The organism is Isoptericola chiayiensis, assembly GCF_013149805.1.
GTDB lineage: Bacteria > Actinomycetota > Actinomycetes > Actinomycetales > Cellulomonadaceae > Isoptericola > Isoptericola chiayiensis.
This window is the reverse complement of sequence record NZ_JABEZT010000006.1, coordinates 133,081-156,805: the sequence shown is the minus strand read 5'-3', so window position 1 is coordinate 156,805 and position 23,725 is coordinate 133,081. Positions and strand designations below refer to the sequence as shown.

Sequence of the window (23,725 nt, the reverse complement as noted above, 5' to 3'; positions counted from 1 at the left end):
TGCTGCGGGCGGGTCACCAGGTCAGCGCGAAGGGCTCGAACCGCGCCTGCGACGGCGGCACGCCCTCCTTGCGCAGCGTGTAGCCCATGAGGTCGCTGAACACGGGGGCGGCCACGACGCCGCCGTAGATCGACGACCGCGGGCTCTTCAGGAACACCGAGACCGTGTAGCGCGGGTCGTCGGCCGGCGCCACGCCCACGAACGACGCCACGTAGGTGGTCCCGCCGTTCTCGAACATCTGGGCCGTCCCGGTCTTGCCGGCCACCCGGTAGCCGGGCACCTGGGCGCCGGTACCGGTCCCGTCCTCCCCGGTGACGGACTCCATCATGCGCAGCACCTGCGCCGCCGTGTCGCCGGAGACCACGCGCGTGCCCTCGCCGGCGTCGGCGGCACGCAGCACGCCGTCGGCGCCCTGCGTGCCGGCGTAGATCGTGGCCGGCATGCGGACGCCGTCGTTGGCGAGGGTCGAGAAGACCTGCGTGGCCTGCATCGCGCTGACCGCGACGCCCTGGCCGAACAGGATCGTGTACGGCGTGCGGTTCTCGACCTCGTCCACGTCCTCGGCGGGCAGGAGCCCGGCGCTCTCGCCGGGCAGCCCGAGCCCGGTGCGCTCGCCGAACCCGAACTTGCGCAGGTAGTCGTACCGCACGGCGAACGGGATCTCCTCGCCCATCATCACGGTGCCCGTGTTGGAGGACTCGGCGAGGATGCCGGCCAGCGTCATGCGCTGCACCGGGTGGGAGTGGGAGTCGCGGAACGTCTCGCCGTCGACGGTGTAGGTGTCCGGGACCTCGAACTGGTCGGTCGGCTGCCAGTACCCGCCCTCCAGCGCGGCGGCCATGGCGATCACCTTGCCGGTGGACCCGGGTTCGAACACGACGTCCACGGCGCGCGAGCCGTCGACCACCTGCTCGGTGGCGTCCGGGTCGCCCGGGTCGACGTCGCCGGAGTCCGCCAGCGCGACCACCTCGCCCGTGCGCACGTCCTGGACGACCGCCATCGCGTACGAGGCCCCGGTGTCGGAGACGGCCTCGTCGAGCAGGTCCTCCGCCTTCCACTGCACGTCCGCGTCGATGGTGAGCACCACGTCCTGACCGGGGACGGCCGGCACCGACTCGAGCTGCGAGACCGGGATCTGCGCGCCGTCCCGGCCCCGCTCGTAGGTGACCGTGCCGTCGGTCCCGGACAGCACCTCGTCGAACGCCGACTCGATGCCCCCCATCCCCACCTGCTCGGAGTTGACGTGGCCGAGCAGCGGCCCGGCCACCGTCCCGGCGGGGTAGGTCCGCTCCGAGGTCAGGTCCGTGCGCAGGTAGGACTGCAGCCCCAGCGCCGCCACGGCGCGCTGCACCTCGGGCACCACGTCCCGGGCGAGCACCACGTACCGGTCCTCGCCGTTCAACCGCGCGGCCAGCGTGGCCTTGGTCTCCCCGAGCACCGGCGCCAGCAGCTGGGCGATGCCGAGCGCGCCGTCCTGCACGGGCTCGCCGTCGGCGTCGGTGCGCGTGTTGCCGCGGAAGCCCTGGATGGCCACCTGGTCGGCCACCACCGTGTACCGGTCCACCGACGTCGCCAGGACGGTGCCCCGGGCGTCCAGGACGTCGCCGCGGTGGGCCAGCGTGACCTGGGTGGCCAGGCGCGCCTGCTGCGCCGTCGAGGCGAGCGCCGGCCCCTGGATCACCTGGACGTGCACCAGCCGCGCCACGAACACGGCGACGACGATCGCGGCCAGCACGATCAACCAGCGCTGACGACGGACCGGGTCCGCCGCCACGGCCTGCGTGCGGGGCGCGCGCGCCGGAGCGGCGGCCCGCCGCCGGGATACCTCCCGGCCGGCACCGGTCCGCGCGGGGGTACCGGGACGGCGGGCGCCCGTGCGACGGGCGCCGGAGGTCGGGGTGCGCACTCCCCGATCGTGCGCCCCCCGACCGCCCGGTGCGGGCTTCCGCGGCGGGCGTGTCGCGCTCACGGCGTGCCGGCGCGTCCGGGGACGACCTGGCCGTCGACGACCGAGAGCATCGTCACGTCGTCGGCGGGCACCATGCCGAGCCGCTCCGCCTCGGCCGGCAGGCCGGCCTGGGCGGCGCGGAGCTCGGCACGCAGCTCCTGGACGTCCTGGGCGACCAGGCCTGCGTCGCGCTGGAGACCGGACATCTCGTAGGAGCCGCGCGCCATCGAGGTGTTGAGCAGCAGGGCACCCAGCAGAGCGCCCACCAGGACCAGCGCGCACAGCACCAGGAAGGGCACGCCGGACGTGGCCTGCAGCGGCGCGCGCACCGCGTCGAAGCGGCGGCCGGCACCGCCCTCGAGGGCACGCAGCGGGGCCCGGCGAGGAGCGGGCTCGCCCCTGCGCTGCGGGACGGCCGTCGTGGCTCGCAGTGCGCTCATCGCGTCTCCTTCGGTGGGACCTGCAGGTGCTCGGGGGTGGGCCGCAGCCGTCGGGCGGCGCGCAGCCGGACCGACGCCGAGCGGCGGTTGCGCTCCTTCTCGGCGGGGTCGGCCTCCTCGGCCCCGCGCGTGAGCGCCTCGAGGTAGGGCCGGTGCGTCTCGGGCTCGACCGGGAGGTCCGGCGGGGCGCTCGACGTCGTCCCGCGGGCGATCGCCCGCTTGACGATGCGGTCCTCCAACGAGTGGTACGACTCCACGACGATCCGGCCGTCGACGGCGAGCGCCTCGATCGCCGCCGGCACCGCGCGGGCCAGGACCTCCAGCTCTCCGTTGACCTCGATGCGCAGGGCCTGGAAGGTGCGCTTGGACGGGTTGCCGCCGGTGCGCCGCGTCGCCGCCGGGATCGCCGCGCGCACGGCGTCGGCGAGCTCGCCCGTCCGCTCCCACGGCGCGTCCTGCCGGCGCCGGACCAGGGCCCGCGCGATCCGGGGGGCGAACCGCTCCTCGCCGTACTCGCGCAGCACCCGGACCAGGTCGCGCTCGTCGTAGGTGTTGAGCACGTCCGCGGCGGTGATGCCGGTCGTCTGGTCCATCCGCATGTCGAGCGGCGCGTCGTGGGCGTAGGAGAAGCCGCGCTCGGTCTCGTCGAGCTGCAGCGAGGACACGCCCAGGTCCATCAGCACGCCCTGGACCGCTCCCCCGGCCAGCTCGTCGACGACGTCGCCGACCTCGTCGTAGACCGCGTGCACCGGGGTGAACCGGTCGCCGAACCGGGCGAGCCGCGCGCCGGCCAGCTCGAGCGCCTGCGGGTCCCGGTCGATACCGAGCACCCGGACGCCCGGCACCTGCTCCAGCACGGCCTCGGTGTGCCCGCCCATGCCCAGCGTGCAGTCCACCAGCACGGCGTCGGGGGCGGACAGCGCCGGGCCGAGCAGGTCGACGCACCGCTGCAGCAGGACGGGTACGTGGCGCTCGGAGGCGTCGTCGGTGCTCATCGTGCCTCCTTCGGTCCGCGTCCTGCGGGTCGTGGTCCCGCCCGTCCAGGTCTCCCACCGCTCGTTCTGGCGCCGGGGAAGTGCGTCAGAACCCTGCGGGAGGAGGCCTCGCCGTGCGGGGCCGTGCCGTGCTGTCGTGGTGCTGGGGTCGGGTGTCGGGCGGGGTCGGGTCGGGCGTGTCAGAACTGCAGGTCGGGGAAGATCTCCTCGGCGACGTCGGAGTAGGACGACTCCTGCTCGGCCAGGTAGGCCTCCCAGGCGCCGGCGTCCCAGACCTCGACGCGGGTGCCGGCGCCGATGACGGCGACGTCCCGGCCGAGGCCGGCGTACTCGCGCAGCGCCGCGGGGATGACCACGCGGCCCTGCTTGTCCGGCACCTCGTCGCTCGCCCCCGACAGGAACACGCGCAGGTAGTCGCGTGCCTGCCGGCTGGTGACCGGAGCCTGCCGGACCTGCTCGTACATGCGGGAGAACTCGTCCATGGGCAGCAGGAACAGGCATCGCTCCTGCCCCCGCGTCATGACGAGCCCTGCGGCGAGACGGGCGCGGAACTTCGCGGGGAGGATGAGCCGACCCTTCTCGTCGAGCCGGGGGGTGTACGTGCCGAGCAGCAGCCCCGTCCCCGGGAACTGGTCTCCCAGTGCTCCTGCCACGGTCCGCACCTCCCCTCGGGCTCCCGCTTCCTCCACGCTACTCCACTTTCCTCCACCTGGCGCGGGAAAACGCCCCGCGGCGCTCCACCCGGCCCGATTCCACCCGCATCCCCGCAGGCCACGGCCCCGCACCCGCGGTGGAGCGTCGTGGAGGACGACACGCCCTCGGCCCCGCACCCGTGACCACCCGGACCGCGGGCGACGTCGCCGAGCGACCCTCCGAGCACCCCTCCGAGCGCCCCTCCGAGCGCCCCTGCGAGCGCCCTCCGAGGCACCGTCCGGCGTCGGACGTCCTGTGAGACGGATCACCGAGGACACCTCGAGCGACTAGGCTGCCGGGGTACCGACCCGCGACCCGGAGGCACCCCGTGACAGAGCACGCCACCAGCACGATCCAGGACCCGGCCGGGCCGGACGCAGGCCGGGAGGCGCTGCGGTCCGGGCTCGCCGAGCTGGTGGCCACCACCCGCAAGGTGTGCGAGTCGCTCGAGACCGTCGTGACGGGTCGGCCCGACCTGGCCCGGCTGGCCGTCGCCGTGCTCCTCGCCGGGGGGCACCTGCTGGTCGAGGACGTCCCGGGCGTCGGCAAGACGACGATGGCCAAGGCGCTCGCCCGCACGATCGACTGCCGCGCCGGGCGCGTGCAGTTCACCCCCGACCTCCTGCCGAGCGACCTGACCGGCGTCAACATCTACCGGGCGGCGTCCGGGGAGTTCGAGTTCCGCCCGGGCCCGGTGTTCAACAACGTCGTCATCGGCGACGAGATCAACCGCGCCTCCCCCAAGACGCAGTCGGCGCTGCTCGAGTGCATGGAGGAGGGGCAGGTCACCGTCGACGGGACCACGTACCCCCTGCCCCGGCCGTTCCTCGTCGTGGCGACGCAGAACCCCGTCGAGATGGAGGGCACCTACCCCCTGCCCGAGGCGCAGCGCGACCGGTTCACCGCACGGTTGTCCGTGGGATACCCGGACAACGCCGCCGAGCTGCGCATGCTCGACGCCCAGCACACGGACGACCCCCTCGCCCACCTGAGCCCCGTCACGACCGGCGAGGACATGGTCCGGTTCGCCACCTGGGTCCGGGCGGTGCACGCCGCTCCCGCCGTCAAGCAGTACGTGCTCGACCTCGTGGGGCGCACCCGCGGGCACGCGGGGCTGCGGCTCGGCGCGTCCCCGCGCGCGTCCCTGCAGCTGCTGCGCGTCGCCAAGGCGCACGCGGCGATGTCGGGGCGCCAGCACGTGCTGCCCGACGACGTGCAGGCGCTCGCCACCCCGGTGCTGGCCCACCGGTTGATCCTGTCCACCGAGTCGCGGCTCGCCGGCACCTCCGCGGAGCAGATCGTCGACGAGGCCGTCGCCATGGTGCCCGTGCCCGCCGCGGCAGCACCCGGCAGGGGCGCGCCGCAGGGCCGGGTGGCCGAGAGCCGCTGACGATGGACCGGAGCCGAGTGCCCGCGCTGCTGCGACGCGTCGCCCGCGTCCGGACGACCGCACGCGGCGGCGCGCTGGCCGCGGCCGGTGCCGTCCTCGTGGCGGGCGGCGTCGTCCTCGACCTGGCGGACCTCGTCGGTCTGGGCGCCGCCGCGCTGCTGGCCGTCGCGGCCGCGTGGGCCGCCCTCGGCGTCCAGCGTCTCGACGCCGGGCGCGGCGCTCTCGACGTGGTGCGTCAGGTCGACCCGAACCCGGTGGTCGCCGGACGCCCGGCCACCGCCCGGCTCACCGTGGCGGCCCGCGCGCGGACCGGCGCCGCCTACGAGCGGCTGGCCCGGCTCCGGCTCTCGGAGCAGGCGGCGCACGAGCTGGCCGGCACCGGCGGGATCCGTGCCCAGGTCCGTTCCCACCCCGACCGCATCGCCGTGCGCTACGCCGTGACCCCGGTGCGGCGCGGTCGGTGGCCCCTCGGGCCCGTGCTGACGGTCCGCACCGACGTGTTCGGCCTGGTCCGCACCACGCAGCCGCTCGGCACGGCCACGCCCGTGGCCGTGTGGCCGCGCACGATGGCGGTGGCGGCGCGGGCGAGCGCGCTCGGCGACGTGGACCGGGCGGCGGTCGGTGCCCGGCTGTCCTCCCCGGACGACTCCGTGCTGCGCGAGTACGTCCCCGGCGACGACCCGCGCCGCGTGCACTGGCCCCGGTCGGCGCGCCAGGACCGCCTCATGGTCCGCTCGGACGAGAGCGCCGGGCTGCGGCCGGTGACCGTGCTGCTCGACCGCGGCCTGCTCGCCCCCGCCCCCGGCGGGGCACCCGGTGCCCGCCCGCCGACCGCGCAGCAGGTGGACGACGGCGAGTGGGTGGTCGAGCTCGCGGCCTCGGTGGCGACGTCGTTCCTCGACTCCGGACGTCCCGCCCGGCTGGTGGCCGGCGACGCGAGGCCGGCGGACCTGCGCACGCCGACGCACGGCACCCGGCGCGAGAGCGTCCTGGACGCGACCGTGGACCTGACGGGGTTGCGTCCCCCGGCGGCCGACGACGCGCTGGCCACCACGGTGCGCGCGCTGCGGACCGGCCGCACGCGCTCCGAGATCACCGTCGCCGTCCTCGGCCCGCTCGCGCCGGCCGCCCGTGGCGAGCTCGCCGCCCTGGGCGCCGACGGCACCTGCTGGGCGCTGCTCGTCGTACCGCGCCAGGAGTCGCGGCGCCCGCAGCTCGACGAGACCGCCGACGACCTGCGGGCGGCCGGGTGGCGGGTCGCCGCCTGCTACGCCGGCACCCCTCCCGAGCTCGCCTGGTCGGCGCTGACCGAGGGAGCGGCGGCATGATCCCCCCGCACGCCGGTCCCGTCCTGCGGACGGTGGCCACGAGCCTCCTCGTCGCCGTCGCGGTGGCGGCCTCCATGCTCGCCCTGACCGGTCTCGTCCTGCCCGGGCCGTGGGTCCGGACGGGTCTGCTCGGCATCGCCCTGGTCTCGGTGGCCGTCGCGACCGTCCGCGCCCTGCTCGAGTCGCGGGCCCGGCGCGCCGGCACCGTCGCGGGCGGCTCCGTCGTCCCGACGCTGGCCGGAGGTCTGGTCGCCTCCTGGTTCGTGCTGTCCCGGTACGGGGCGCCGACCTCCGAGCCGGACCTCCTCGTCGGGCCGGAGCACCTCGCTCGCGTCGTCGCCCGGCTCGGCGACGCCGGCGAGGTCGTGCGGTCGGAGGTGGCACCCGTACCGGGCACCCTCCCCGTCGCGCTGCTCGCCGTCGGCGGCACCCTCGCGGTCCTGCTCCTCGCCGACGCACTCGCCGGCGGGCTCCACTGGCCGGCGGCCACGGGCCTGCCGCTGCTGGCCCTGTGGGCCCCGCCGCTCGTGCTCACGGGCGAGGTCCCGCGCGGCGTCTTCGTGGTCGTCGTGGCCGCCCTGCTCCTGCTGCTCACCGTCCAGCCGCCCGGCCGCGCACCGGCAGGACGCGGCGAACGACCCCCTGCCCCGGTACGCCGTGCGGAGCAGGCACGTGCGCTGGTCACCACCGGCACCGCCGTCGCCGTCGCGCTCGGCGCGAGCGTCGCGGCCACCGCGTCGGAGTCCCTGCCCGGGTACGCGGGCGCCTGGTACCAGGCCTTCACCACGACGGGCGACTCGATCCAGCTCGCCGAGGACCTCGACGTCCTGAGCAGCCTGACCGAGCGGTCCCAGGAGGTGGTGCTCACCTACTCCGGCCCGGACGAGGGCGTCGGTCCGCTGCGCACGTACACGGCCTCGGCGTTCGACGGCCGGCGCTGGCAGCGCGGCGACGAACGATCGGGCGAGCCGTTCACCGGCGAGGACCTGCTCTGGCCCGACGACCTGGACCGCGGCGGCCTGCTCGAGCCCGCCGAGCTGGCGGTGACGGTCGGGTCGCTGCGCGACGACCAGCTGCCGCTCCCCCTGGAGCCCCGCGCCGTGGTCACCGACGGAACCTGGGGCTACGACGGCATCCGCGACGAGGTCGTCGGGGACCGCACCGACACCGGCGACACCTACGACCTGGCCGTCCGACCCCGGCCCCTCGACGCCGAGACGCTGCGGTCGGCCGGGGCGGGGACCGCCGTCGACGCCTACGTCGAGCTGCCCGACTCCGAGCACGCCGACGAGGTGGCGGCGCTGGCCACGGAGGTCGCGGGCGACGCGTCCACCGCCTTCGACCAGGCCGTCGCGCTGCAGGACTGGCTGCGGGACCCGGCGACGTTCACGTACTCCACCGAGCTCCCGCGCGGCGGGACGGGCGACCCGGTGTGGGACTTCCTGCAGCACCGCACGGGCTACTGCGTGCAGTTCGCGACGACGATGGCGGTGATGGCCCGCACGCTCGACATCCCGACCCGGCTCGGGGTGGGGTTCCTGCCCGGAGAAGCCACCGACGCCTCCGACGGGTCCCGGAGCTGGACCGTGACCGGCCAGGACTCCCACGCCTGGCCGGAGCTGTACTTCGAGGGCGTCGGCTGGGTCCGGTTCGAGCCGACCCCGGCCGTGCAGACCGGGGCGCCGCCGGAGCACACCGTGGACCGCGGCGACCCCGCGGAGCAGGGAGCCACGCCGCAGCAGGTGCCCACGGCCGCCGAGCAGGAGCCGCGCACCGAGCCGACGCCCCAGCCGGCGGCCTCGGAGCCGGTGGTCGCCGTGGGGGGCGGCGGCGCGGACGAGGGCACGCCGTGGGCCGCCGTGGCGATCGTGGCCCTGCTCGTCCTCGCCGCCGTCGCGCTGGCGTGGTACCTGCTGCGGCGTCGCCGCGACGAGCGGCCCTGGGACGCGGAGCGCGCGTGGGCGCAGGTCGTGGCCGCGCTGGAGCGGGACGGGGTGCGTCTGCCCCCGCGGACGACGCCGCGCACCGCACCGGCGGCCGTGGCGGACGCGGTGACCGCGGCTCGCGGCGCGGCGCCTTCCGCGGAGGTCCGCGACGACCTGCAACTCCTCTCGGACGCCGTGGAGCGAGCACGGTACGCAGCACCCGATGAGGAGGCGGCGTCCGACGACGAGGACCTGGCGGAGGTCGCCCAGAGGATCACCCGGGGTCTCGCCGCACGGGGATGACGCGGCGTCACGGCGGGCACGGAGCCGCCGCGGGCGCGAGGGGCGCGGCACCCTCGGGGTGCTGACGAGACGACGACGCCGACGCGCTCGGCGTCGGCGTCGAAGGTCCGTTCCGGTCGGAACGGCTCAGCGGTGGTGTCCGGTCACTGCCCCTGCTCGCGGCGACGGTCCCAGCGCTCCTCGAGGCGGTCGAAGAAACCCTGGCCGTTCTTGGGCCGGGCCTGGCGCGGAGCGCCCGCGCCACCGGCCGCCGGGGACGGCTTGACGCCGCCGTCGGCACCGACCGTGCCCTGCGGGCCCTTGCGTCGCGGTGCGGCGAAGACGAACGCGACTCCGGCGAACATCAGCGCGAAGCCGATGACGCCGAGCCAGGTCAGGTCCGACGCGGCACCGATGACCAGCAGGAGCAGCCCGAGGACCACACCGACGGCCGCGAGCACGAAGCGCAGCGGAGAACGCCGGCGGGACTGCTGGAGCGTGGTGGCCAGCCGGGGGTCGTCGCTCTCCAGCGCGCGCTCCATCTGCTCCAGCACGCGCTGCTCGTACTCCGACAGAGGCATCGGGCCCCCCGATCTCGCTGTGGACTGCTGTCTTCCCTCTAGGATAGGCCCGCCGAGCCGCGGACGGTAGTCGGAGGCGGAACCGGGGACGCCCCGAGAGCGATGGCGGCGTCGCCGAACCTCGCCCGGACCGCGTCCACGGCGACCTCGGCCTCCCGACGTGCACCGACGTGCGGGTCGTCGCCCTCGAAGAGCGACGGCTGGGTGACCAGGTCCGCACGTGGTCGGAGTCCCTCGGCCCGCACCCCGACGAGGCGCACCGGGAGGCCCCGCAGGTCGACCGCTCCGAAGAGCTCACGAGCCACGCGGTAGAACTCCTGGGCCACGTCGGTCGGCGCGTCGAGGGTCCTCGAGCGCGTCAGCGTCCGGAAGTCGCTCGTGCGCACCTTGAGCGCGACGGTGCGCGCCACCACGTCGTGCCGGCGCATCCGGGCGGTGACCCGGTCGGCGAGCTCGCGCAGGCGCCGCGCCACGTCCTCGCGGTCATGCAGGTCGCGCTCGAACGTCCTCTCGGCGCCGATGGAGCGTTCGGCACGGTCGGCCACCACGGGGCGCGGGTCACGCCCCAGCGCCAGGTCGTGCAGGTGCGCCCCCGTGACGCGGCCGACGGCGGCCTGCAGCACGTCGACGTCGGTGTCGGCGAGCTGGGCCACCGTGGTGATGCCCCAGCGACGCAGCACCTGCTCTGTCTTGTCCCCCACCCCCCACAGGGCGCCGACCGGCAGGCCGCGCAGGAAGGACAGCGTCGCGGCCTCCGGCACCAGGAGCATGCCGTCGGGCTTGGCATGGGTGGAGGCGAGCTTGGCCACGAGCTTGTTGCGCCCGATGCCGACCGAGCAGGTGATGCCGTGCTCGGCCTGCACGCGCTCGCGCAGGAGGCGACCGATCGTCGTCGGCGGGCCCATCCTGCGACGCGCTCCCGAGACGTCGAGGAACGCCTCGTCGACCGAGACCTGCTCGACCACGGCCGTCACCTCCCGCAGCATCTCCATGACGGACGCCGAGACCTCGCGGTAGCGACGGTGGTCGGGCCGTACGACCACCGCCTGCGGACAGCGGGCCAGCGCGTGCGTCATCGGCATCGCGGACCGGACCCCGAACGCCCGGGCCTCGTAGGTCGCGGCCAGCACCACACCTCGTTCCCGACCCCCGACGATCACGGGCCGACCCCTCAGCTCGGGGCGGCGGACCAGCTCGACCGAGGCGAAGAAGGCGTCCATGTCGACGTGCAGGATGCCCGCGCCCGACTCGTCCGACCCCCAGTCCCGCCGCGCCGTCGGCGACCGCGGCCCGCGGCTCACGAGACCGCCGCCGACCGGTCACGCGCACCGGGCAGGGCGAAACCAGCACCCGGGTCGACGCGCAGGCCCACCTCGTCGCGGAAGTCCTCCGCGCAGGCCAACAGCTCGTCGGCGCGCTGTGCGGACACCCCCTCGGCCCGCCCGGCATCGACGGCGGCACGCAGCCGCGCCCCGGAGGCGAAGTAGACGCTCCACGCACCGAGCTCCGGCTCGACCCGGGTCAGCAGCTCCCACACCGGGCGCGCGCGCCCGCGCGGCACACCGCCGTCGTGCAGCTCGACCAGGGCCGCCGCGGAACGCAGCGCCGCGAGGTGGGCGTGCACGAAACGCTCGGCAGGATCGGCGGTGCGCAGGGCCGAGGCGAGCTCGGCGTCCGCCCGGTCGAGCAGCCGCCGCACGCGCTCCGGCGTCGGGATCCGACCTCGCATCTCCATGGAGAACCTCCCACGTCCGGCGGGACGACCCCACCGCCTCCATGATCGAACACCTGTTCGATCCTGTCAATCCTCCCGACGCGAGAGACTGGGCCCATGGCCCGACGCTCCCGCCACCGGAGGCACGACCGATCGTCCCGCACGGCACCGACACTGCCGGCGGACGAGGTCCCGATCGACACCGGCACCGCACGCATCGAACCCGACCCGGACCACTCCTCACGCGTGACGCTGCACGTCAACGGGGTGCCGAGCTCCTGCCTGGACCTCGACGACCCCGGCTTCCTCGCGTTCGAGTACCTGCAGCAGATGGCCGCCGTGGTCGACCTCCTGCCCGCGGGGCCGGTGCGGGCGGTGCACCTCGGCGCCGCGGGCTGCGCGCTGCCCCGGCAGATCGACCACGTACGACCCGGGTCGCGCCAGATCGGGGTGGACGTCGACGCCCGCCTGCTGGCGCTCGTGCGCGAGTGGTTCGACCTGCCGCGCTCGCCCGCCCTGCGACTGCGCGCCCAGGACGGCGGCCAGGCCCTCGACGGCCTGACCCCTGGCCTGGCCGACGTGGTGGTCCGGGACGCCTTCGACGGCGACAGGACACCCGCGCACCTCGTCGGCGAGCGGTTCGCGGACGCCTGCCGGCGCGCGCTGCGCCCCGGTGGCGTGGCCCTGGCCAACTGCGCCGACCGGCCCCCGCTGACCACGACCCGCGCGGAGGTCGCGGCGTTCGCGGAGGCGTTCGGGCCGGACGCCGCCGCCGAGCACCGCCTCGCCGTCGTCGCGGAACCGGCCGTGCTCAAGGGACGGCGCTACGGCAACGTCGTCGTCGCGGCCGTCGCCCCCAGCCCCCGGCGCGGCGCCACCGGCGGCCGGGAGTCCGGGGCCGCACGGCCGGAGGAGGCGGACGACGCCGACGGCGCTGTCGACAGCGCCGCCGACAGCGACGACCGCCACCCCGACACGCTCCCCGACCTGGGTTCGGCGACGCTGGGCCGCGCCCTGCGCAGCCTGGCCGTTCCCGCCCAGGTGCTCACCGGACCGGCGCTCGAACGGTTCGTGGGCACCACGACCTCGCCGCGGTGACGCGGCCCGACGTCGTGGCGGCGCAGGAACGACGCAGACCTGGCGCGGACACGGCGCAGGCCGCGCCCCCGGTGGGGACGCGGCCTGCGCACGGTCGGTTCAGAGCGGGACGACCTGCTCCGCCTGCGGACCCTTGGGGCCCTGCGTCACCTCGAACTCGACCCGCTGCGCCTCGTCGAGCGTGCGGTATCCCTGCGTCTGGATCGCCGAGTAGTGCACGAAGACGTCGGCGCCGCCGCCGTCCTGGGCGATGAAACCGTAACCCTTCTCGGCGTTGAACCACTTCACAGAACCCTGCGCCATGCTGATCCTTCGACCTTCCCTGGAGTGCACGGGCACGTCGGCCGACGGCCCGCCGCCGCACCGGGACCCACGCCGGTTCGTGCGAGGTGCCCCCTGGTACGACGACGGTCAGTGTGACACGGAACACGCAGGCGCGCCACGGGTCATCGCCCGGCGATTCTCAGGCGCCACCTGCGGAAACATCCGGATGCATCGACCCGGTCACTCGTCGTCGCGCTGGGCCAGGAACCGCTCGAACTCCGCACCGAGCTCCTCGGCCGTGGGCAGCGAGGTGTCGTCGGCGAGCAGGTTGGTCCGGCCGACCGACCTGCTGAACGCGTCATACTGCTCCTCGAGGCGCCGCACGACCGCCGCGACCTCCTCGTTCTCCGCGACCAGCTCGGCCACCTCCACGCGCGCCTGGGCGGCCGCCTCCGTCAGGGCCTCGACCTGCAGCCCCAGGCCCGTGGCCTTCTCCAGGTGCTCGAGCGCGACCACCGCCGCCGGGGCGTACCGGGACTGGGCCAGGTAGTGGGGCACGTGGACCGTCACCCCCATCGCGTCGTGCTCGGTCTGGCCGAGGCGGTACTCCAGCAGCGCCGCCAGCGACCCCGGCACCTGCACCGTGCCGAAGAACGAGGTGTAGTCCTCGACGAGCCCGTCCCGCGTGCCGTGCGCCGTCAGGGAGGCCGGGCGGGTGTGCGGCACCCCCATGGGGATGCCGTGCAGCCCGACCGTCAGGGACACCCCGAGGCGCTCGACGACGGCACGCACCGCCGCCACCACCCGCTCCCACTGCAGGTCCGGCTCGTCCCCGTGCAGCAGCAGGAACCCGCTGCCCTCGGCGTCGCGCAGGTGGTCGACCACCAGCGACGGCGCCTCGTAGTGCGACCAGCGGTCCGCGTCGAACGTCATCGGCGGCCGGCGCGACCGGTAGTCGACGAGGGCGTCGGCGTCGAACGTCACCAGCCGCGTGGGCTCGAAACGCTCCAGCAGGTGCTCCACGGCCAGCTCGCCGGCAGAGCCCGCGTCGACGAACCCGCGCAGCGCGTGCACCAGGACCGGGCCCGAGGCCGCCGCGTCCCCCGACTGTCCCAGGGTCCGCTCCACTGCCTCGACGTGCACCTCGTAGATGTCCTGCGGGTCCAGCACCGCTCCTCCTCGTTCTCGCCGGGCGGGTGCGCTCGCACCCGCTGCGCACAACCACGACCCGGCCCGGGATCATCCCGGCACGCCGGACCTCAGCGCGCGGGCAGGCGGACGACCGAGACGAAGAAGTCGTCGATCTGGCGCACCACCTCGATGAACCGGTCGAAGTCGACCGGCTTGGTGACGTAGGCGTTCGCGTGCAGCGCGTAGGAGCGCAGCACGTCCTCCTCCGCCTCCGAGGTGGTGAGCACCACCACGGGGATGTGCTTCAGGTCCGGGTCCGCCTTGACGGCCGCGAGCACCTCGCGCCCGTCCATGCGGGGAAGGTTCAGGTCCAGCAGGATCAGGTCCGGCACCGGTGCGTCCGCGTGCTCCCCCGTCCGGCGCAGGAACTCCAGCGCGCTGACGCCGTCGGCCACGACCGAGAGCCGGTTCGCGACCTTGTGCTCGGCGAACGCCTCCCGCGTCATCAGCACGTCGCCCGGGTCGTCCTCGACCAGCAGAACCTCGATCCCCACCTGCTGCTCCGTCATGGTCACACCCTAAGCCGACGCCGCGCCCGGACCCGGTAGCGTCCACCGGATCGTGGTGCCCTCGGTGGCGCTCGGGTCGATCCAGACCCGGCCACCGTGGTGCTCGACGACACGCTTGACCAGAGCGAGCCCGATCCCCGTGCCGGAGTACACCTCCTTGGGGTGCAGTCGCTGGAAGATGACGAACACCCGCTCCCCGTACTGCGGGTCGATGCCGATGCCGTTGTCGGCGCACCACAGCTCCCAGCCGCCGCCGTGCCGGCCCTCGGCACGGGCCGCACCGACGTGCACGCGCGGTGGACGGTCCGGGTGGGCGAACTTCAGGGCGTTGCCCACGACGTTGCGCAGCAGCATCGTCAGCTGCCCGCGGTCCCCGCGCACCACCGGCAACCGGTCGTGGGTGACCCGGGCTCCCGAGTCCGCGACACGCTCGGAGAGGTCGGCCAGGACCTGGTCGAGCAGCTCGCCGAGGTCGACGTCCTCCTCCGCCGCACCCGACCTGCCGACGCGCGAGAAGCTCAGCAGGTCCTGGATGAGCCGCTGCATCCGGTGGGCCCCGTCGACGGCGAAGGCGATGTACTGGTCGGCGCGGTCGTCCAGCTGCTCGCCGTAGCGCTTCTGCAGCAGCTGGGTGAAACTGGCGACCTTGCGCAGCGGCTCCTGCAGGTCGTGCGAGGCGACGTACGCGAACTGCTCGAGGTCCCGGTTCGACCGCTCCAGCTCCGCGGCCTGCTCCCGCAGGCGCTCGTGGGCGTCCTCCACCTCCGCGTGCGCGTCGCGGGCGTCCGCGACCTGGGCCACCAGCTCGCGCCGCATGTCCTCGACGTCCCGCGACAGCGCCGCGACCTCGCCCGTGCCCACCCGGGGGATCTCGTGGTCGTGCTCGCCGGCGCTGGCCGCCCGCACCTCCGCCGCGAGGTGCTCGATCGGCTCCACCAGACCCCGCCGCACCGTCCGCCAGGCGGACCAGCCGAGCGCCGCCGCCACCAGGACGAGCAGCCCGACCACCAGGAACAGCGCGTCGATCCAGCGCCTCGCGGTGACGACGGAGGCAGGGTCGGCGCTGCTGGTCAGCTGCCCCAGGGACCCGACCACCGCCGCGACCGCCACGACGACGGTCAGCGCCAGCACCGCGGTCGCCCACCGCAGCAGCCGGCGCACCCGGTCCGCCGCCGTCGGCCCGGGCGTCACGAGCGCGCCCACTCGGCGGAGTCGGCCAGCGTCGACGACCGCTCGCCGACGACGTCGTCGTACCCGGTCCACCCCACGACGAGCATCGCCGCGTCGTCGACGAGCGGGCCGCCGTGCAGGCGCCGGACCCGGCGCAGCACGCGTTCGACGACACCGACGAACCCGCCGCTGTCCAGCTCGTCCTGGACCAGCGTGCGCAGCCCGGGCACGCCCAGGCGCGGCGTCGCCCGCCCCCGCGCCCGGCCCGGGGCCTCGCCGTGACCCGCCAGCTCCGCCTCGACGAGCCCGTCGGTGTAGGTGAGCACCGCGAACGGCCCCGTCAGGGCGACGCGGTGCGCCCGCCACTCCCCCGGGACCGGGACGCCCAGGGCGCGGCCGCGCGACTCGGGCACGATGTCGGCGCACCGCACCGCACCGACCTCGCCGGTCAGCAGCATCGGAGCCAGGTGGCCGGCCAGGTAGACGTCGACCCAGCTCCGGTCCGCGGCGACCGCCACCTGGCACAGGGTCACGAAGATCTCGGGGCCGGTCCGCTCGGTCACCAGCACCCTCTCGAGGTGACCCAGCACGTCCTGCGGCGGCGTCCCGGTGAGCACGAGGGTGCGCCACGCCGTGCGCAGCGTCGCGCCGAGCGCCGCCTCGTCGGGACCGTGACCGGCGACGTCGCCGATCACCGAGAGCACCGTGCCGTCGGACATCTGGACGGTGTCGAAGAAGTCGCCGCCCAGGAGGCCCTCGCCGCCCGGCAGGTAGCCGACCATGACGGACACGGCCTCGTCGGCCACCAGCGGCCGCGGCAGCAGGGCCCGCTCCAGGCGGGCCGTCTCCGCGGCGCGGACCTCGCTGCGGTACAGGGCCCGCTGCTGGGCCTCGGAGCTGCGGCGCTGCAGCGCGTAGCGCAGGGACCTGCCGAGCAGGTCCGGTCCGGTCTCGCCCTTGACCAGGTAGTCGTCCGCGCCGGCGGCGACGGCGTCGACCCCCTGGTCCACGCCGGAGTGCCCCGTCAGGACCACCAGGGCCGGCGGGACGGCGTGGCGGCGGCTCGACCGACGCAGCTGCTCGATCGCGGTCAGCCCCACGGCGTCGGGCAGCCCCAGGTCGACCACCAGGCAGTCGACGGTGCCGCGCTCGAGCTCGGCGGCGGCCTCGGCCACCGACCGCGCCCGGTGCAGGTCGACGTCGACCTGGGCGTCGGAGAGCAGCTCGGTCACGAGCACGGCGTCGCCGTCGTCGTCCTCCACGAGGAGCACGAACGGCCGCGGTTGCGGCCCCGTGCGCCCGTCGTCCTCGTCGCGGCTGCTCATACCCGCCGATCCTATGCCGCGGGCGACCCGTCGTCACCGGTCCCCGACCGGCGCGGCGTGCCGACGGCCTGCGGTTTCACCTGCTCGCGCCGACGTGGAATGATGGTCGGCCGCACATCGAGCAGCACCGGGAGGACGCGTGGCGGGCAGGCAGGACGAGCTGGCACGCGAGCAGGCCGTCGTGAGCCGCCTGTACGCCCGACTCGACGAGCTGCGCGCGGTCGCCCGCGACCGGCTCGCGGAGACGCGGCGCGAGGGCCCCTCGGGCTCGCCGCAGAACCGCAGCGAGCGCGACGCGTTCGCGACCATGTACTCCGACCGCGCCGCGCGCCTGGACGCGGTCGAGGACCGGCTGGTGTTCGGCCGGCTCGACCTGGACGACGGCGCCACGCGCTACGTCGGACGCGTCGGGATCACCGACGACGAGCACCGGTCGCTCCTCACCGACTGGCGGGCACCGGCGGCGCAGGCCTTCTACCGCGCCACCGCGGTGCATCCCGACGGCGTGCGACGTCGTCGCCACCTCGTCACGACGGGCCGGACCGTCAGCGGCATCGAGGACGAGGTCCTCGACCTGGACGCCGTGCAGGACGGTCTCGAGGTCTCGACGCTGTCCGGCGAGGGGGCGCTCCTCGCGTCGCTCGCCGAGCGCCGGACCGGGCGGATGTCGGACATCGTGGCCACCATCCAGGGCGAGCAGGACCGCATCGTGCGCGACGACCTCGGCGGCGCCCTCGTCGTCCAGGGCGGCCCCGGCACCGGGAAGACCGCCGTCGCCCTGCACCGCGCGGCCTACCTGCTGTACGCCCACCGGCGCGTCCTGGAGCGTTCCGGCGTGCTGCTGGTCGGGCCGAGCCGCGCCTTCCTGCGCTACATAGACCAGGTGCTGCCCTCGCTCGGGGAGACGGGGGTGGTGGCGACCACCGTCGCCGAGCTGCTCCCCGGGCTGCGCGCCGAGGGCGTCGAGGAACCCGCGGTCGCCGAGCTCAAGGGTCGGCTCCTGTGGGGCGCCGCGGTCCGCCGGGCCGTGCGGGCCCGGGAGCGCGTGCCCGCCGCCGACGTCCCGGTCCGGCTCGACGGCGTGGACCTGGCCGTGCGGCGACGCGACGTACGCGAGGCGATCGCCCGCGCACGGCGTACGCGCAAGCCGCACAACGAGGCCCGGGCCACGTTCGTGCGCGAGATGCTGACCCGGCTGGTCGACCAGTACCGCACCCGCACCGACTCGGAGCTGTCCGAGCACGACGTCGCCGTGCTCACCGAGGACTTGCGCGCCGACCGCGACGTGCGGGTCGCGCTCAACATCGCCTGGTTCCCGCTCACCCCCGAGAAGCTCGTGTCCGACCTCTGGGCCAAGCCGCACCGGCTCGCCGAGGCCGCACCCCAGCTGACCGGGGCCGAGCGCGAGCTCCTGCGCCGGTCGGCCGACAGCGCGTGGACCGAGTCCGACGTGCCGATCCTCGACGAGGCGGCCGAGCTGCTCGGCGAGGACGACACCGTGGCACGCGCCGAGGCCCGCGCCGCCGAGGCGGAGCGCGCCGCCGAGCTGGCCTACGCCAAGCAGGTGCTGGACTCCACCGGGGCGGGCGGCGGCCTGGTCGACGCCGAAACCCTCGCGTCCCGGTTCGCCGACTCGGGGCCGGTGCTCACGACCGCCGAGCGCGCCGCCGCCGACCGGAGCTGGACCTACGGGCACGTGGTCGTCGACGAGGCGCAAGAGCTCAGCCCGATGGCGTGGCGCGCGCTGGTGCGTCGGGTGCCGACGCGGTCGATGACCATCGTGGGCGACGTCGCCCAGACCTCGTCCGTCGCCGGGACCCGGTCCTGGCGCGACGCCCTCGACCCCGTGCTGCGCGACGGGTGGCGGCTCGCCGAGCTCACTGTCAGCTACCGCACGCCTGCGACCGTCGCCGACGCCGCCCAGCGTTTCGCCGCAGCCGCCGGCCTGCCCGTCTCTCCGCTGACCGCGGCGCGAGACGTCCCCGCGGCCATGGCCGCGGTGCGCACCGACGACCTCCCGGGCGAGACCGCGCGCCGTGCCGCCGGGCTGGTCGCCCGGCACGTGGCGGCGGACGGTTCGGGCCGGGTCGCGGTCGTCGCGCCGGCCGACCGGCTGGCGCAGGTCCGCCGCGCCCTCGCCGAGGTGCTCGACGGCGTGGTGCAGGGCTCCTCGAGCCCCGTGGACGGCGAGTCCGTGGTGGTCCAGACGCCGCGCCAGGCGAAGGGCCTCGAGTTCGACGCGGTCGTGGTGGTCGAGCCCGCCGAGATCGCCGCCGTGCCGGGAGACCTGTACGTGGCGGTGACCCGCCCGACCCAGCAGCTCGTCCTGGTGCACTCCCTCGACCTGCCGCCGGGACTCGTGCACGAGGGATGAGACGCGTTTGTGGGCTCGGCACCTCCGGGCGCACCATAGGGGCGTGCTGCGCGCCCTTCTCCTCGAGAACATCCATCCCGACGCCGTCCAGATCCTGCGGGACGCCCAGATCGACGTCGAGGTCCGCTCCGGCGCCCTCGACGAGGACGAGCTGATCGAGGCACTCGCCGACGTCCAGATCCTCGGCATCCGCTCCAAGACCCAGGTCACCCGGCGCGTCCTGGAGTCGACGCCCGGGCTGCTCGCCGTCGGCACCTTCTCGATCGGCACGAACCAGATCGACCTGGACGCCGCGGCGTCCCACGGCGTGGCGGTCTTCAACGCGCCGTTCTCCAACACCCGGTCCGTGGTCGAGCTGGCCGTGTCGGAGATCATCGCGCTGACGCGGCGCCTGACGGTCCGGGACAAGGCGCTGCACGACGGCACCTGGGACAAGACCGCCGAGGGCTCCCACGAGGTGCGCGGCCGCACCCTCGGCATCATCGGCTACGGGAACATCGGCTCCCAGCTGTCCGTGCTCGCCGAGAACCTGGGCATGAACGTCGTGTTCTTCGACACGGCCGAGAAGCTCGCGCTGGGCAACGCCCGCCGGGTCGAGACGCTGGACGAGCTCCTGGGCCTGGCGGACGTGGTGACGATCCACGTGGACGGACGCAAGGGCAACGCCGGGCTCTTCGGCGACGACCTCTTCGCCCGGATGAAGCCGGGAGCGATCTTCCTGAACCTCTCGCGCGGCTTCGTCGTGGACGTGGACGCGCTGCGGGAGCACATCCTGTCGGGTCATCTCGGCGGTGCGGCGGTGGACGTCTTCCCGACCGAGCCGAAGAAGCGCGGCGACCACTTCGAGTCCCCGCTGCGCGGCCTCGCCAACGTCATCCTCACCCCGCACGTCGGCGGGTCGACCGAGGAGGCGCAGCAGTCGATCGGTCACTTCGTCGCCAAGAAGCTGCGCGACTACCTCTTCACGGGCTCGACGACCCTGTCGGTGAACCTGCCGAACCTCCAGCTCGAGCACACCGGCGTGGGGCGCATCGCGCTGCTCCACCGCAACGTGCCGGGCGTCCTGGCCGCCGTGAACCAGGTCTTCGCGGACCACGGCGCGAACATCGAGGCGCAGATGCTGGCCACCCGCGGCGAGCTCGGGTACGTGGTCACCGACATCTCCGACGTCACCCATCGGGGCGCGTCGTCCAAGCTGATGGAGATGGACACCACCGTCCGCCTGCGCATCCGGGACGCCTTCGACCGCCCCGAGTTCCCGCCGGGTCCCGCGGCCGGCTGACCACCGGCGGGCGTGCGGGGCGCAGGTCCGACGCCGGCACGACCACGGCCGGGTCGGCGTCCGGACCGCTCAGCCGGACTTGCGCCGGAACATGGGCTGGACCGGACCGCTCGTCTCCGAGCCGTGGACCGTCCCGGTGTTGCGGTCCCCGTCGGCCGTCGGGTGGTGCGAGGCGTTCTTCCGCTCGAGCGCCTCGCGGAAACGCTCCTTGGTCTCGTCGGCCACGGCCGACGTCTTCTTCTCGTGGGTCATGCCCACAGCATGCGCCCGACGGGGCGCGACCGCCAGACGATTTCCCGCGCCCGTTCAGGACCCGTCGGGCTCCTCGACGTCGGCGCGTGAGTCCCGTCCCGCCTGCTCGGCGTGCTCGGCACGCAACGACGTGATCGCCGACTCGAAGTCGTCCAGGGAGTCGAACGCCTGGTAGACCGAGGCGAACCGCAGGTAGGCCACCTCGTCGAGCTCCCGCAGCGGCCCGAGGATCGCGAGGCCGATCTCGTAGGCGTCGATCTCCGCGCTGCCCGAGGCGCGCAGCGCTTCCTCGACCCGCTGGGCCAGGAGCGCCAGGTCGTCGGAGCTCACGGGCCGACCCTGGCACGCCTTGCGCACCCCCGACACGACCTTGTCGCGGCTGAAGGGCTCGGTGACGCCCGAGCGCTTCACCACGGACAGGCTCGCCGTCTCGATCGTCGTGAACCGTCGCTGGCAGGCGGGGCACTGCCGCCGCCGACGGATCGAGGCGCCGTCGTCCGAGGTGCGTGAGTCCACGACCCGGGAGTCGGCGTGGCGGCAGAACGGGCAGTGCATCCGGGGTCTCCTGCTGTCGGGGCCGGGCCCGCGCCCGGCTGCCCGACGAAAGTATGCGCCCGGCGCCACCACGTGCAACACCACGCCCCTACTCGCGCGGGAGCACCACCAGCTGCCCCACGCGCAGCTCCGAGCTCCGCAGGCCGTTCAGATCGCGCAGGTCGGCCACGACGTCCCGCAGGTCCTGACCCGGACCGGCCACCTGCTCGGCGTACTGCCAGAGGGTCTCCCCCGGTGCGACCGTGTGGAGCTGGACCGGGACCGGCTCGTGCGGGCTCCCGGCCACCGCCGAGACACCCCAGAGCCCCAGGGGCGCCGCGAGCAGCAACGCCGCCAGGGCCAGCGCGAACCGGCCACGCGCGGTGAGCCGCAGGCCGTCGAGACCGAGCACTCCGTCGGCCGGCGCCGGGCCGGCCACTGTTGCCGCCATGGTTGTTCCTCCGTCGTCATGACCCGCTGCCTCGGCTCCGGGGAGCACGCGGTCCGGGTCCGTCGAACGTCTGTCCGTCATACAGGTGTTCGTCGAACACCTGTACCAGGTCTACCACGGGACGCCGACACGCGTCGAGAGATCTCGAACAGATGTTTGATGTCGGGGGCGATCTGTCCTAGGCTGGCTCCAGCGCGGGAGAGGATCCGCCCAGGTCGGAGGGCATTCGTCCGCGCGGGACGTTCGACGACGGGAGAGACGCATGACGACGCGAGGCGACACGGACGCCGCGACCGCAGGCACGCCCGAGCGCCGGCTGGCGTCGGTCTCGAACCTGTCCCCCGGTCCGGACCGGCTCACGGCACGGCAGCGCCGCGTGCTGGAGACGATCCGCGACTCGGTCGAGAGCCGCGGCTACCCGCCCACGATGCGCGAGATCGGCGAGGCCGTGGGACTGGCCAGCCCGTCGTCCGTCAAGCACCAGCTCACGACGCTGGAGCGCAAGGGCTACCTGCGCCGCGACCCGCACCGCCCCCGGGCGATGGAGGTCGTCGACCCCGACACCGGACGCACCGCGAGCACCGACGCTCCCCCCGCCGCTCCCACGCCGGACGGCGAGGGGTCCGAGACCCCGGCGCCGTCGTACGTCCCGCTGGTCGGCCGGATCGCCGCCGGCGGGCCGATCCTCGCCGAGCAGGTCGTCGAGGACGTCTTCCCGCTGCCGCGCCAGCTCGTCGGGGACGGCGAGCTGTTCCTGCTGAAGGTCGCGGGCGACTCGATGGTCGAGGCGGCGATCTGCGACGGCGACTGGGTCGTGGTGCGCCGCCAGAACGTCGCGGAGCAGGGCGAGATCGTGGCGGCGATGATCGACGGCGAGGCGACGGTCAAGACCTTCAAGCAGATCGACGGGCACACCTGGCTGCTGCCGCAGAACGACGCCTACTCCCCGATCGCCGGGGACGAGGCCCAGGTCCTCGGCCGGGTGGTGGCGGTCCTGCGGAGCCTGTGACCCTCAGAGCCCGAAGCGCCGCTGGACGGCCCGGACGTGGTCGGCCGAGGCCCGCAGGCCCTCCAGCTCCGCCTTGGAGAAGGGCGTGTCGACCGTGACGGTCGCCCCACGGGAGTCGACCAGCGTCGGCAGCGAGAGGCAGACGTCCCCGATGCCGTGGAAGTCCTGGATACGCGTGGAGACCGGCATGACGCGGTGCTCGTCGTTCAGCACCGCCTCGACGATGCGCGTCGCGGCCAGCCCCACCGCGTAATTCGTGGCACCCTTGCCGGCGATCACGCGATAGGCGGACTCGACCACCTCCCGGGCGATGCGTTCCCGTGCCACGTCGTCGAGCTCGGCCCGGCCCGGCAGGGCGTTCCACTCCAGGAGCGGCACCCCCGCGATCCGTGCCGAGCTCCACAGCGCGATCTCCGAGTCGCCGTGCTCGCCGGCGATGTACGCGTGCACGTTGCCCGTCGCGACACCGCAGTGGTCGGCCAGCGCCGCGCGCAGCCGCGAGGAGTCGAGCACGGTGCCCGACCCGAAGACCTGCTCGTGCGGCAGCCCGGAGAACTGCTGCGCGGCGTACGTGACGACGTCGACCGGGTTGGTGACCATGACGAACACCGCGTCCGGGGCGACCTCGACGAGCGCGGGCACGATCTTGCGGGTCAGGCCGATCGTGGCCTCGGCGAGGTCGAGCCGGGACTGGCCCGGCTTCTGCTTGGCGCCCGCGGTCACCACGACCACGTCGGCGTCCCGGCACACCTCGACGTCGTCGGAGCCGACGACCTCGGCCTGAGGGACGAACATGCCGCCGTGGCGAAGGTCGAGGACCTCGGCGTCGACCTTGGCGCGGTTGACGTCCATGAGGGCGACCGTCCTCGCCGTGCCGCGGGCGAGCGCGGTGAAGGCGAGGGTGGAGCCGACGGCCCCCGCACCGATGACGGCGAGCTTCGTGGTGCTGCGGGTCTTCTTCACGGGGCCC

23 protein-coding genes are annotated in these 23,725 nt (G+C 74.7%); 7 read left to right on the top strand and 16 right to left on the bottom strand.

Annotated features, from left to right (window positions below; all coding sequences use genetic code 11):
• Positions 1–13: 13 nt before the first annotated feature.
• From HDG68_RS12280 to mraZ, 4 genes are all read right to left on the bottom strand, one after another.
• Positions 14–1,906, bottom strand: a complete 1,893-nt coding sequence (locus HDG68_RS12280; protein WP_343037560.1) for a peptidoglycan D,D-transpeptidase FtsI family protein — start codon at positions 1,904–1,906, stop codon at positions 14–16.
• A gap of 59 nt (positions 1,907–1,965) precedes the next feature.
• On the bottom strand, positions 1,966–2,388 hold the full coding sequence (gene ftsL, locus HDG68_RS12275) for a cell division protein FtsL (RefSeq protein ID WP_172152488.1): 423 nt from the start codon (positions 2,386–2,388) through the stop codon (positions 1,966–1,968).
• Positions 2,385–3,383: a 16S rRNA (cytosine(1402)-N(4))-methyltransferase RsmH gene (gene rsmH, locus HDG68_RS12270; protein WP_172152486.1), complete on the bottom strand. Its 999-nt coding sequence runs from the start codon at positions 3,381–3,383 to the stop codon at positions 2,385–2,387. Before rsmH ends, ftsL begins: the two co-directional genes overlap by 4 nt.
• 179 nt (positions 3,384–3,562) lie before the next feature.
• Complete coding sequence (gene mraZ, locus HDG68_RS12265; RefSeq protein WP_172152484.1) at positions 3,563–4,036, bottom strand: division/cell wall cluster transcriptional repressor MraZ; 474 nt, start codon at positions 4,034–4,036, stop codon at positions 3,563–3,565.
• 392 nt (positions 4,037–4,428) lie between these two features.
• Here mraZ and HDG68_RS12260 point away from each other — a divergent pair, with 392 nt between their 5' ends.
• From HDG68_RS12260 to HDG68_RS12250, 3 genes are read left to right on the top strand one after another with little or no spacing between them, the layout of a single operon-like run.
• On the top strand, positions 4,429–5,466 hold the full coding sequence (locus tag HDG68_RS12260; protein WP_425483766.1) for an AAA family ATPase: 1,038 nt from the start codon (positions 4,429–4,431) through the stop codon (positions 5,464–5,466).
• Positions 5,467–5,468: 2 nt separating this feature from the next.
• Positions 5,469–6,794 carry a DUF58 domain-containing protein gene (locus HDG68_RS12255; protein ID WP_172152480.1) on the top strand — a complete coding sequence of 442 codons (1,326 nt, stop codon included), beginning with the start codon at positions 5,469–5,471 and terminating at the stop codon, positions 6,792–6,794.
• Positions 6,791–9,022, top strand: a complete 2,232-nt coding sequence (locus HDG68_RS12250) for a transglutaminase TgpA family protein (RefSeq protein ID WP_172152478.1) — start codon at positions 6,791–6,793, stop codon at positions 9,020–9,022. The genes HDG68_RS12255 and HDG68_RS12250 overlap by 4 nt, the downstream gene beginning before the upstream one ends.
• A 143-nt stretch (positions 9,023–9,165) precedes the next feature.
• On the opposite strand, the gene HDG68_RS12245 is transcribed toward HDG68_RS12250, so the two are convergent.
• From HDG68_RS12245 to HDG68_RS12235, 3 genes are read right to left on the bottom strand one after another with little or no spacing between them, the layout of a single operon-like run.
• Positions 9,166–9,582 carry a DUF3040 domain-containing protein gene (locus HDG68_RS12245; RefSeq protein WP_172152476.1) on the bottom strand — a complete coding sequence of 139 codons (417 nt, stop codon included), beginning with the start codon at positions 9,580–9,582 and terminating at the stop codon, positions 9,166–9,168.
• Between the two features lie 38 nt (positions 9,583–9,620).
• Positions 9,621–10,883: a DNA polymerase IV gene (locus HDG68_RS12240; RefSeq protein WP_172152474.1), complete on the bottom strand. Its 1,263-nt coding sequence runs from the start codon at positions 10,881–10,883 to the stop codon at positions 9,621–9,623.
• Positions 10,880–11,317: an SAV_6107 family HEPN domain-containing protein gene (locus tag HDG68_RS12235; RefSeq protein WP_172152472.1), complete on the bottom strand. Its 438-nt coding sequence runs from the start codon at positions 11,315–11,317 to the stop codon at positions 10,880–10,882. Before HDG68_RS12235 ends, HDG68_RS12240 begins: the two co-directional genes overlap by 4 nt.
• 96 nt (positions 11,318–11,413) lie before the next feature.
• Between HDG68_RS12235 and HDG68_RS12230 the strand changes: the two genes are divergently transcribed.
• Positions 11,414–12,394 (top strand): spermidine synthase, encoded by a 981-nt coding sequence (locus tag HDG68_RS12230; protein WP_172152471.1) that lies wholly within the window; start codon positions 11,414–11,416, stop codon positions 12,392–12,394.
• A gap of 99 nt (positions 12,395–12,493) precedes the next feature.
• Here the strand turns inward: HDG68_RS12230 and HDG68_RS12225 are convergent, their stop codons facing one another.
• The 5 genes from HDG68_RS12225 to HDG68_RS12205 form a co-directional block, all read right to left on the bottom strand.
• A complete protein-coding gene (locus HDG68_RS12225) occupies positions 12,494–12,697 on the bottom strand; it encodes a cold-shock protein (protein ID WP_172152470.1) in 204 nt (67 codons plus the stop codon).
• A 201-nt stretch (positions 12,698–12,898) separates the two neighbouring features.
• Entirely contained in the window at positions 12,899–13,828 is a 930-nt protein-coding gene (locus HDG68_RS12220; RefSeq protein WP_172152469.1) for a PAC2 family protein, read from the bottom strand.
• Between the two features lie 89 nt (positions 13,829–13,917).
• Complete coding sequence (locus tag HDG68_RS12215) at positions 13,918–14,358, bottom strand: response regulator (protein ID WP_172152468.1); 441 nt, start codon at positions 14,356–14,358, stop codon at positions 13,918–13,920.
• Between the two features lie 9 nt (positions 14,359–14,367).
• Positions 14,368–15,561, bottom strand: a complete 1,194-nt coding sequence (locus HDG68_RS12210; protein ID WP_172152467.1) for an ATP-binding protein — start codon at positions 15,559–15,561, stop codon at positions 14,368–14,370.
• Complete coding sequence (locus tag HDG68_RS12205) at positions 15,546–16,853, bottom strand: PP2C family protein-serine/threonine phosphatase (protein WP_172152466.1); 1,308 nt, start codon at positions 16,851–16,853, stop codon at positions 15,546–15,548. Before HDG68_RS12205 ends, HDG68_RS12210 begins: the two co-directional genes overlap by 16 nt.
• Before the next feature lie 139 nt (positions 16,854–16,992).
• Here HDG68_RS12205 and HDG68_RS12200 point away from each other — a divergent pair, with 139 nt between their 5' ends.
• Together HDG68_RS12200 and serA are read left to right on the top strand one after the other, a co-directional pair.
• The gene (locus HDG68_RS12200) at positions 16,993–19,227 is read left to right on the top strand and encodes an AAA family ATPase (RefSeq protein WP_172152465.1); all 2,235 of its coding nucleotides are present in this window, start codon (positions 16,993–16,995) and stop codon (positions 19,225–19,227) included.
• A gap of 43 nt (positions 19,228–19,270) precedes the next feature.
• The gene (serA, locus tag HDG68_RS12195; protein ID WP_172152464.1) at positions 19,271–20,509 is read left to right on the top strand and encodes a phosphoglycerate dehydrogenase; all 1,239 of its coding nucleotides are present in this window, start codon (positions 19,271–19,273) and stop codon (positions 20,507–20,509) included.
• A 69-nt stretch (positions 20,510–20,578) separates the two neighbouring features.
• Here serA and HDG68_RS12190 read toward each other — a convergent pair whose 3' ends face one another.
• From HDG68_RS12190 to HDG68_RS12180, 3 genes are all read right to left on the bottom strand, one after another.
• Positions 20,579–20,761 (bottom strand): DUF5302 domain-containing protein, encoded by a 183-nt coding sequence (locus tag HDG68_RS12190; protein ID WP_172152463.1) that lies wholly within the window; start codon positions 20,759–20,761, stop codon positions 20,579–20,581.
• Between the two features lie 54 nt (positions 20,762–20,815).
• A complete protein-coding gene (gene nrdR / locus HDG68_RS12185) occupies positions 20,816–21,316 on the bottom strand; it encodes a transcriptional regulator NrdR (protein ID WP_172152461.1) in 501 nt (166 codons plus the stop codon).
• Positions 21,317–21,404: 88 nt separating this feature from the next.
• Positions 21,405–21,746 (bottom strand): LysM peptidoglycan-binding domain-containing protein, encoded by a 342-nt coding sequence (locus HDG68_RS12180; RefSeq protein WP_172152459.1) that lies wholly within the window; start codon positions 21,744–21,746, stop codon positions 21,405–21,407.
• Positions 21,747–22,008: 262 nt separating this feature from the next.
• Between HDG68_RS12180 and lexA the strand changes: the two genes are divergently transcribed.
• A complete protein-coding gene (gene lexA / locus HDG68_RS12175; RefSeq protein WP_172152457.1) occupies positions 22,009–22,755 on the top strand; it encodes a transcriptional repressor LexA in 747 nt (248 codons plus the stop codon).
• Positions 22,756–22,758: 3 nt separating this feature from the next.
• On the opposite strand, the gene HDG68_RS12170 is transcribed toward lexA, so the two are convergent.
• Complete coding sequence (locus HDG68_RS12170; RefSeq protein WP_172152455.1) at positions 22,759–23,718, bottom strand: L-lactate dehydrogenase; 960 nt, start codon at positions 23,716–23,718, stop codon at positions 22,759–22,761.
• Between the last annotated feature and the right edge of the window lie 7 nt (positions 23,719–23,725).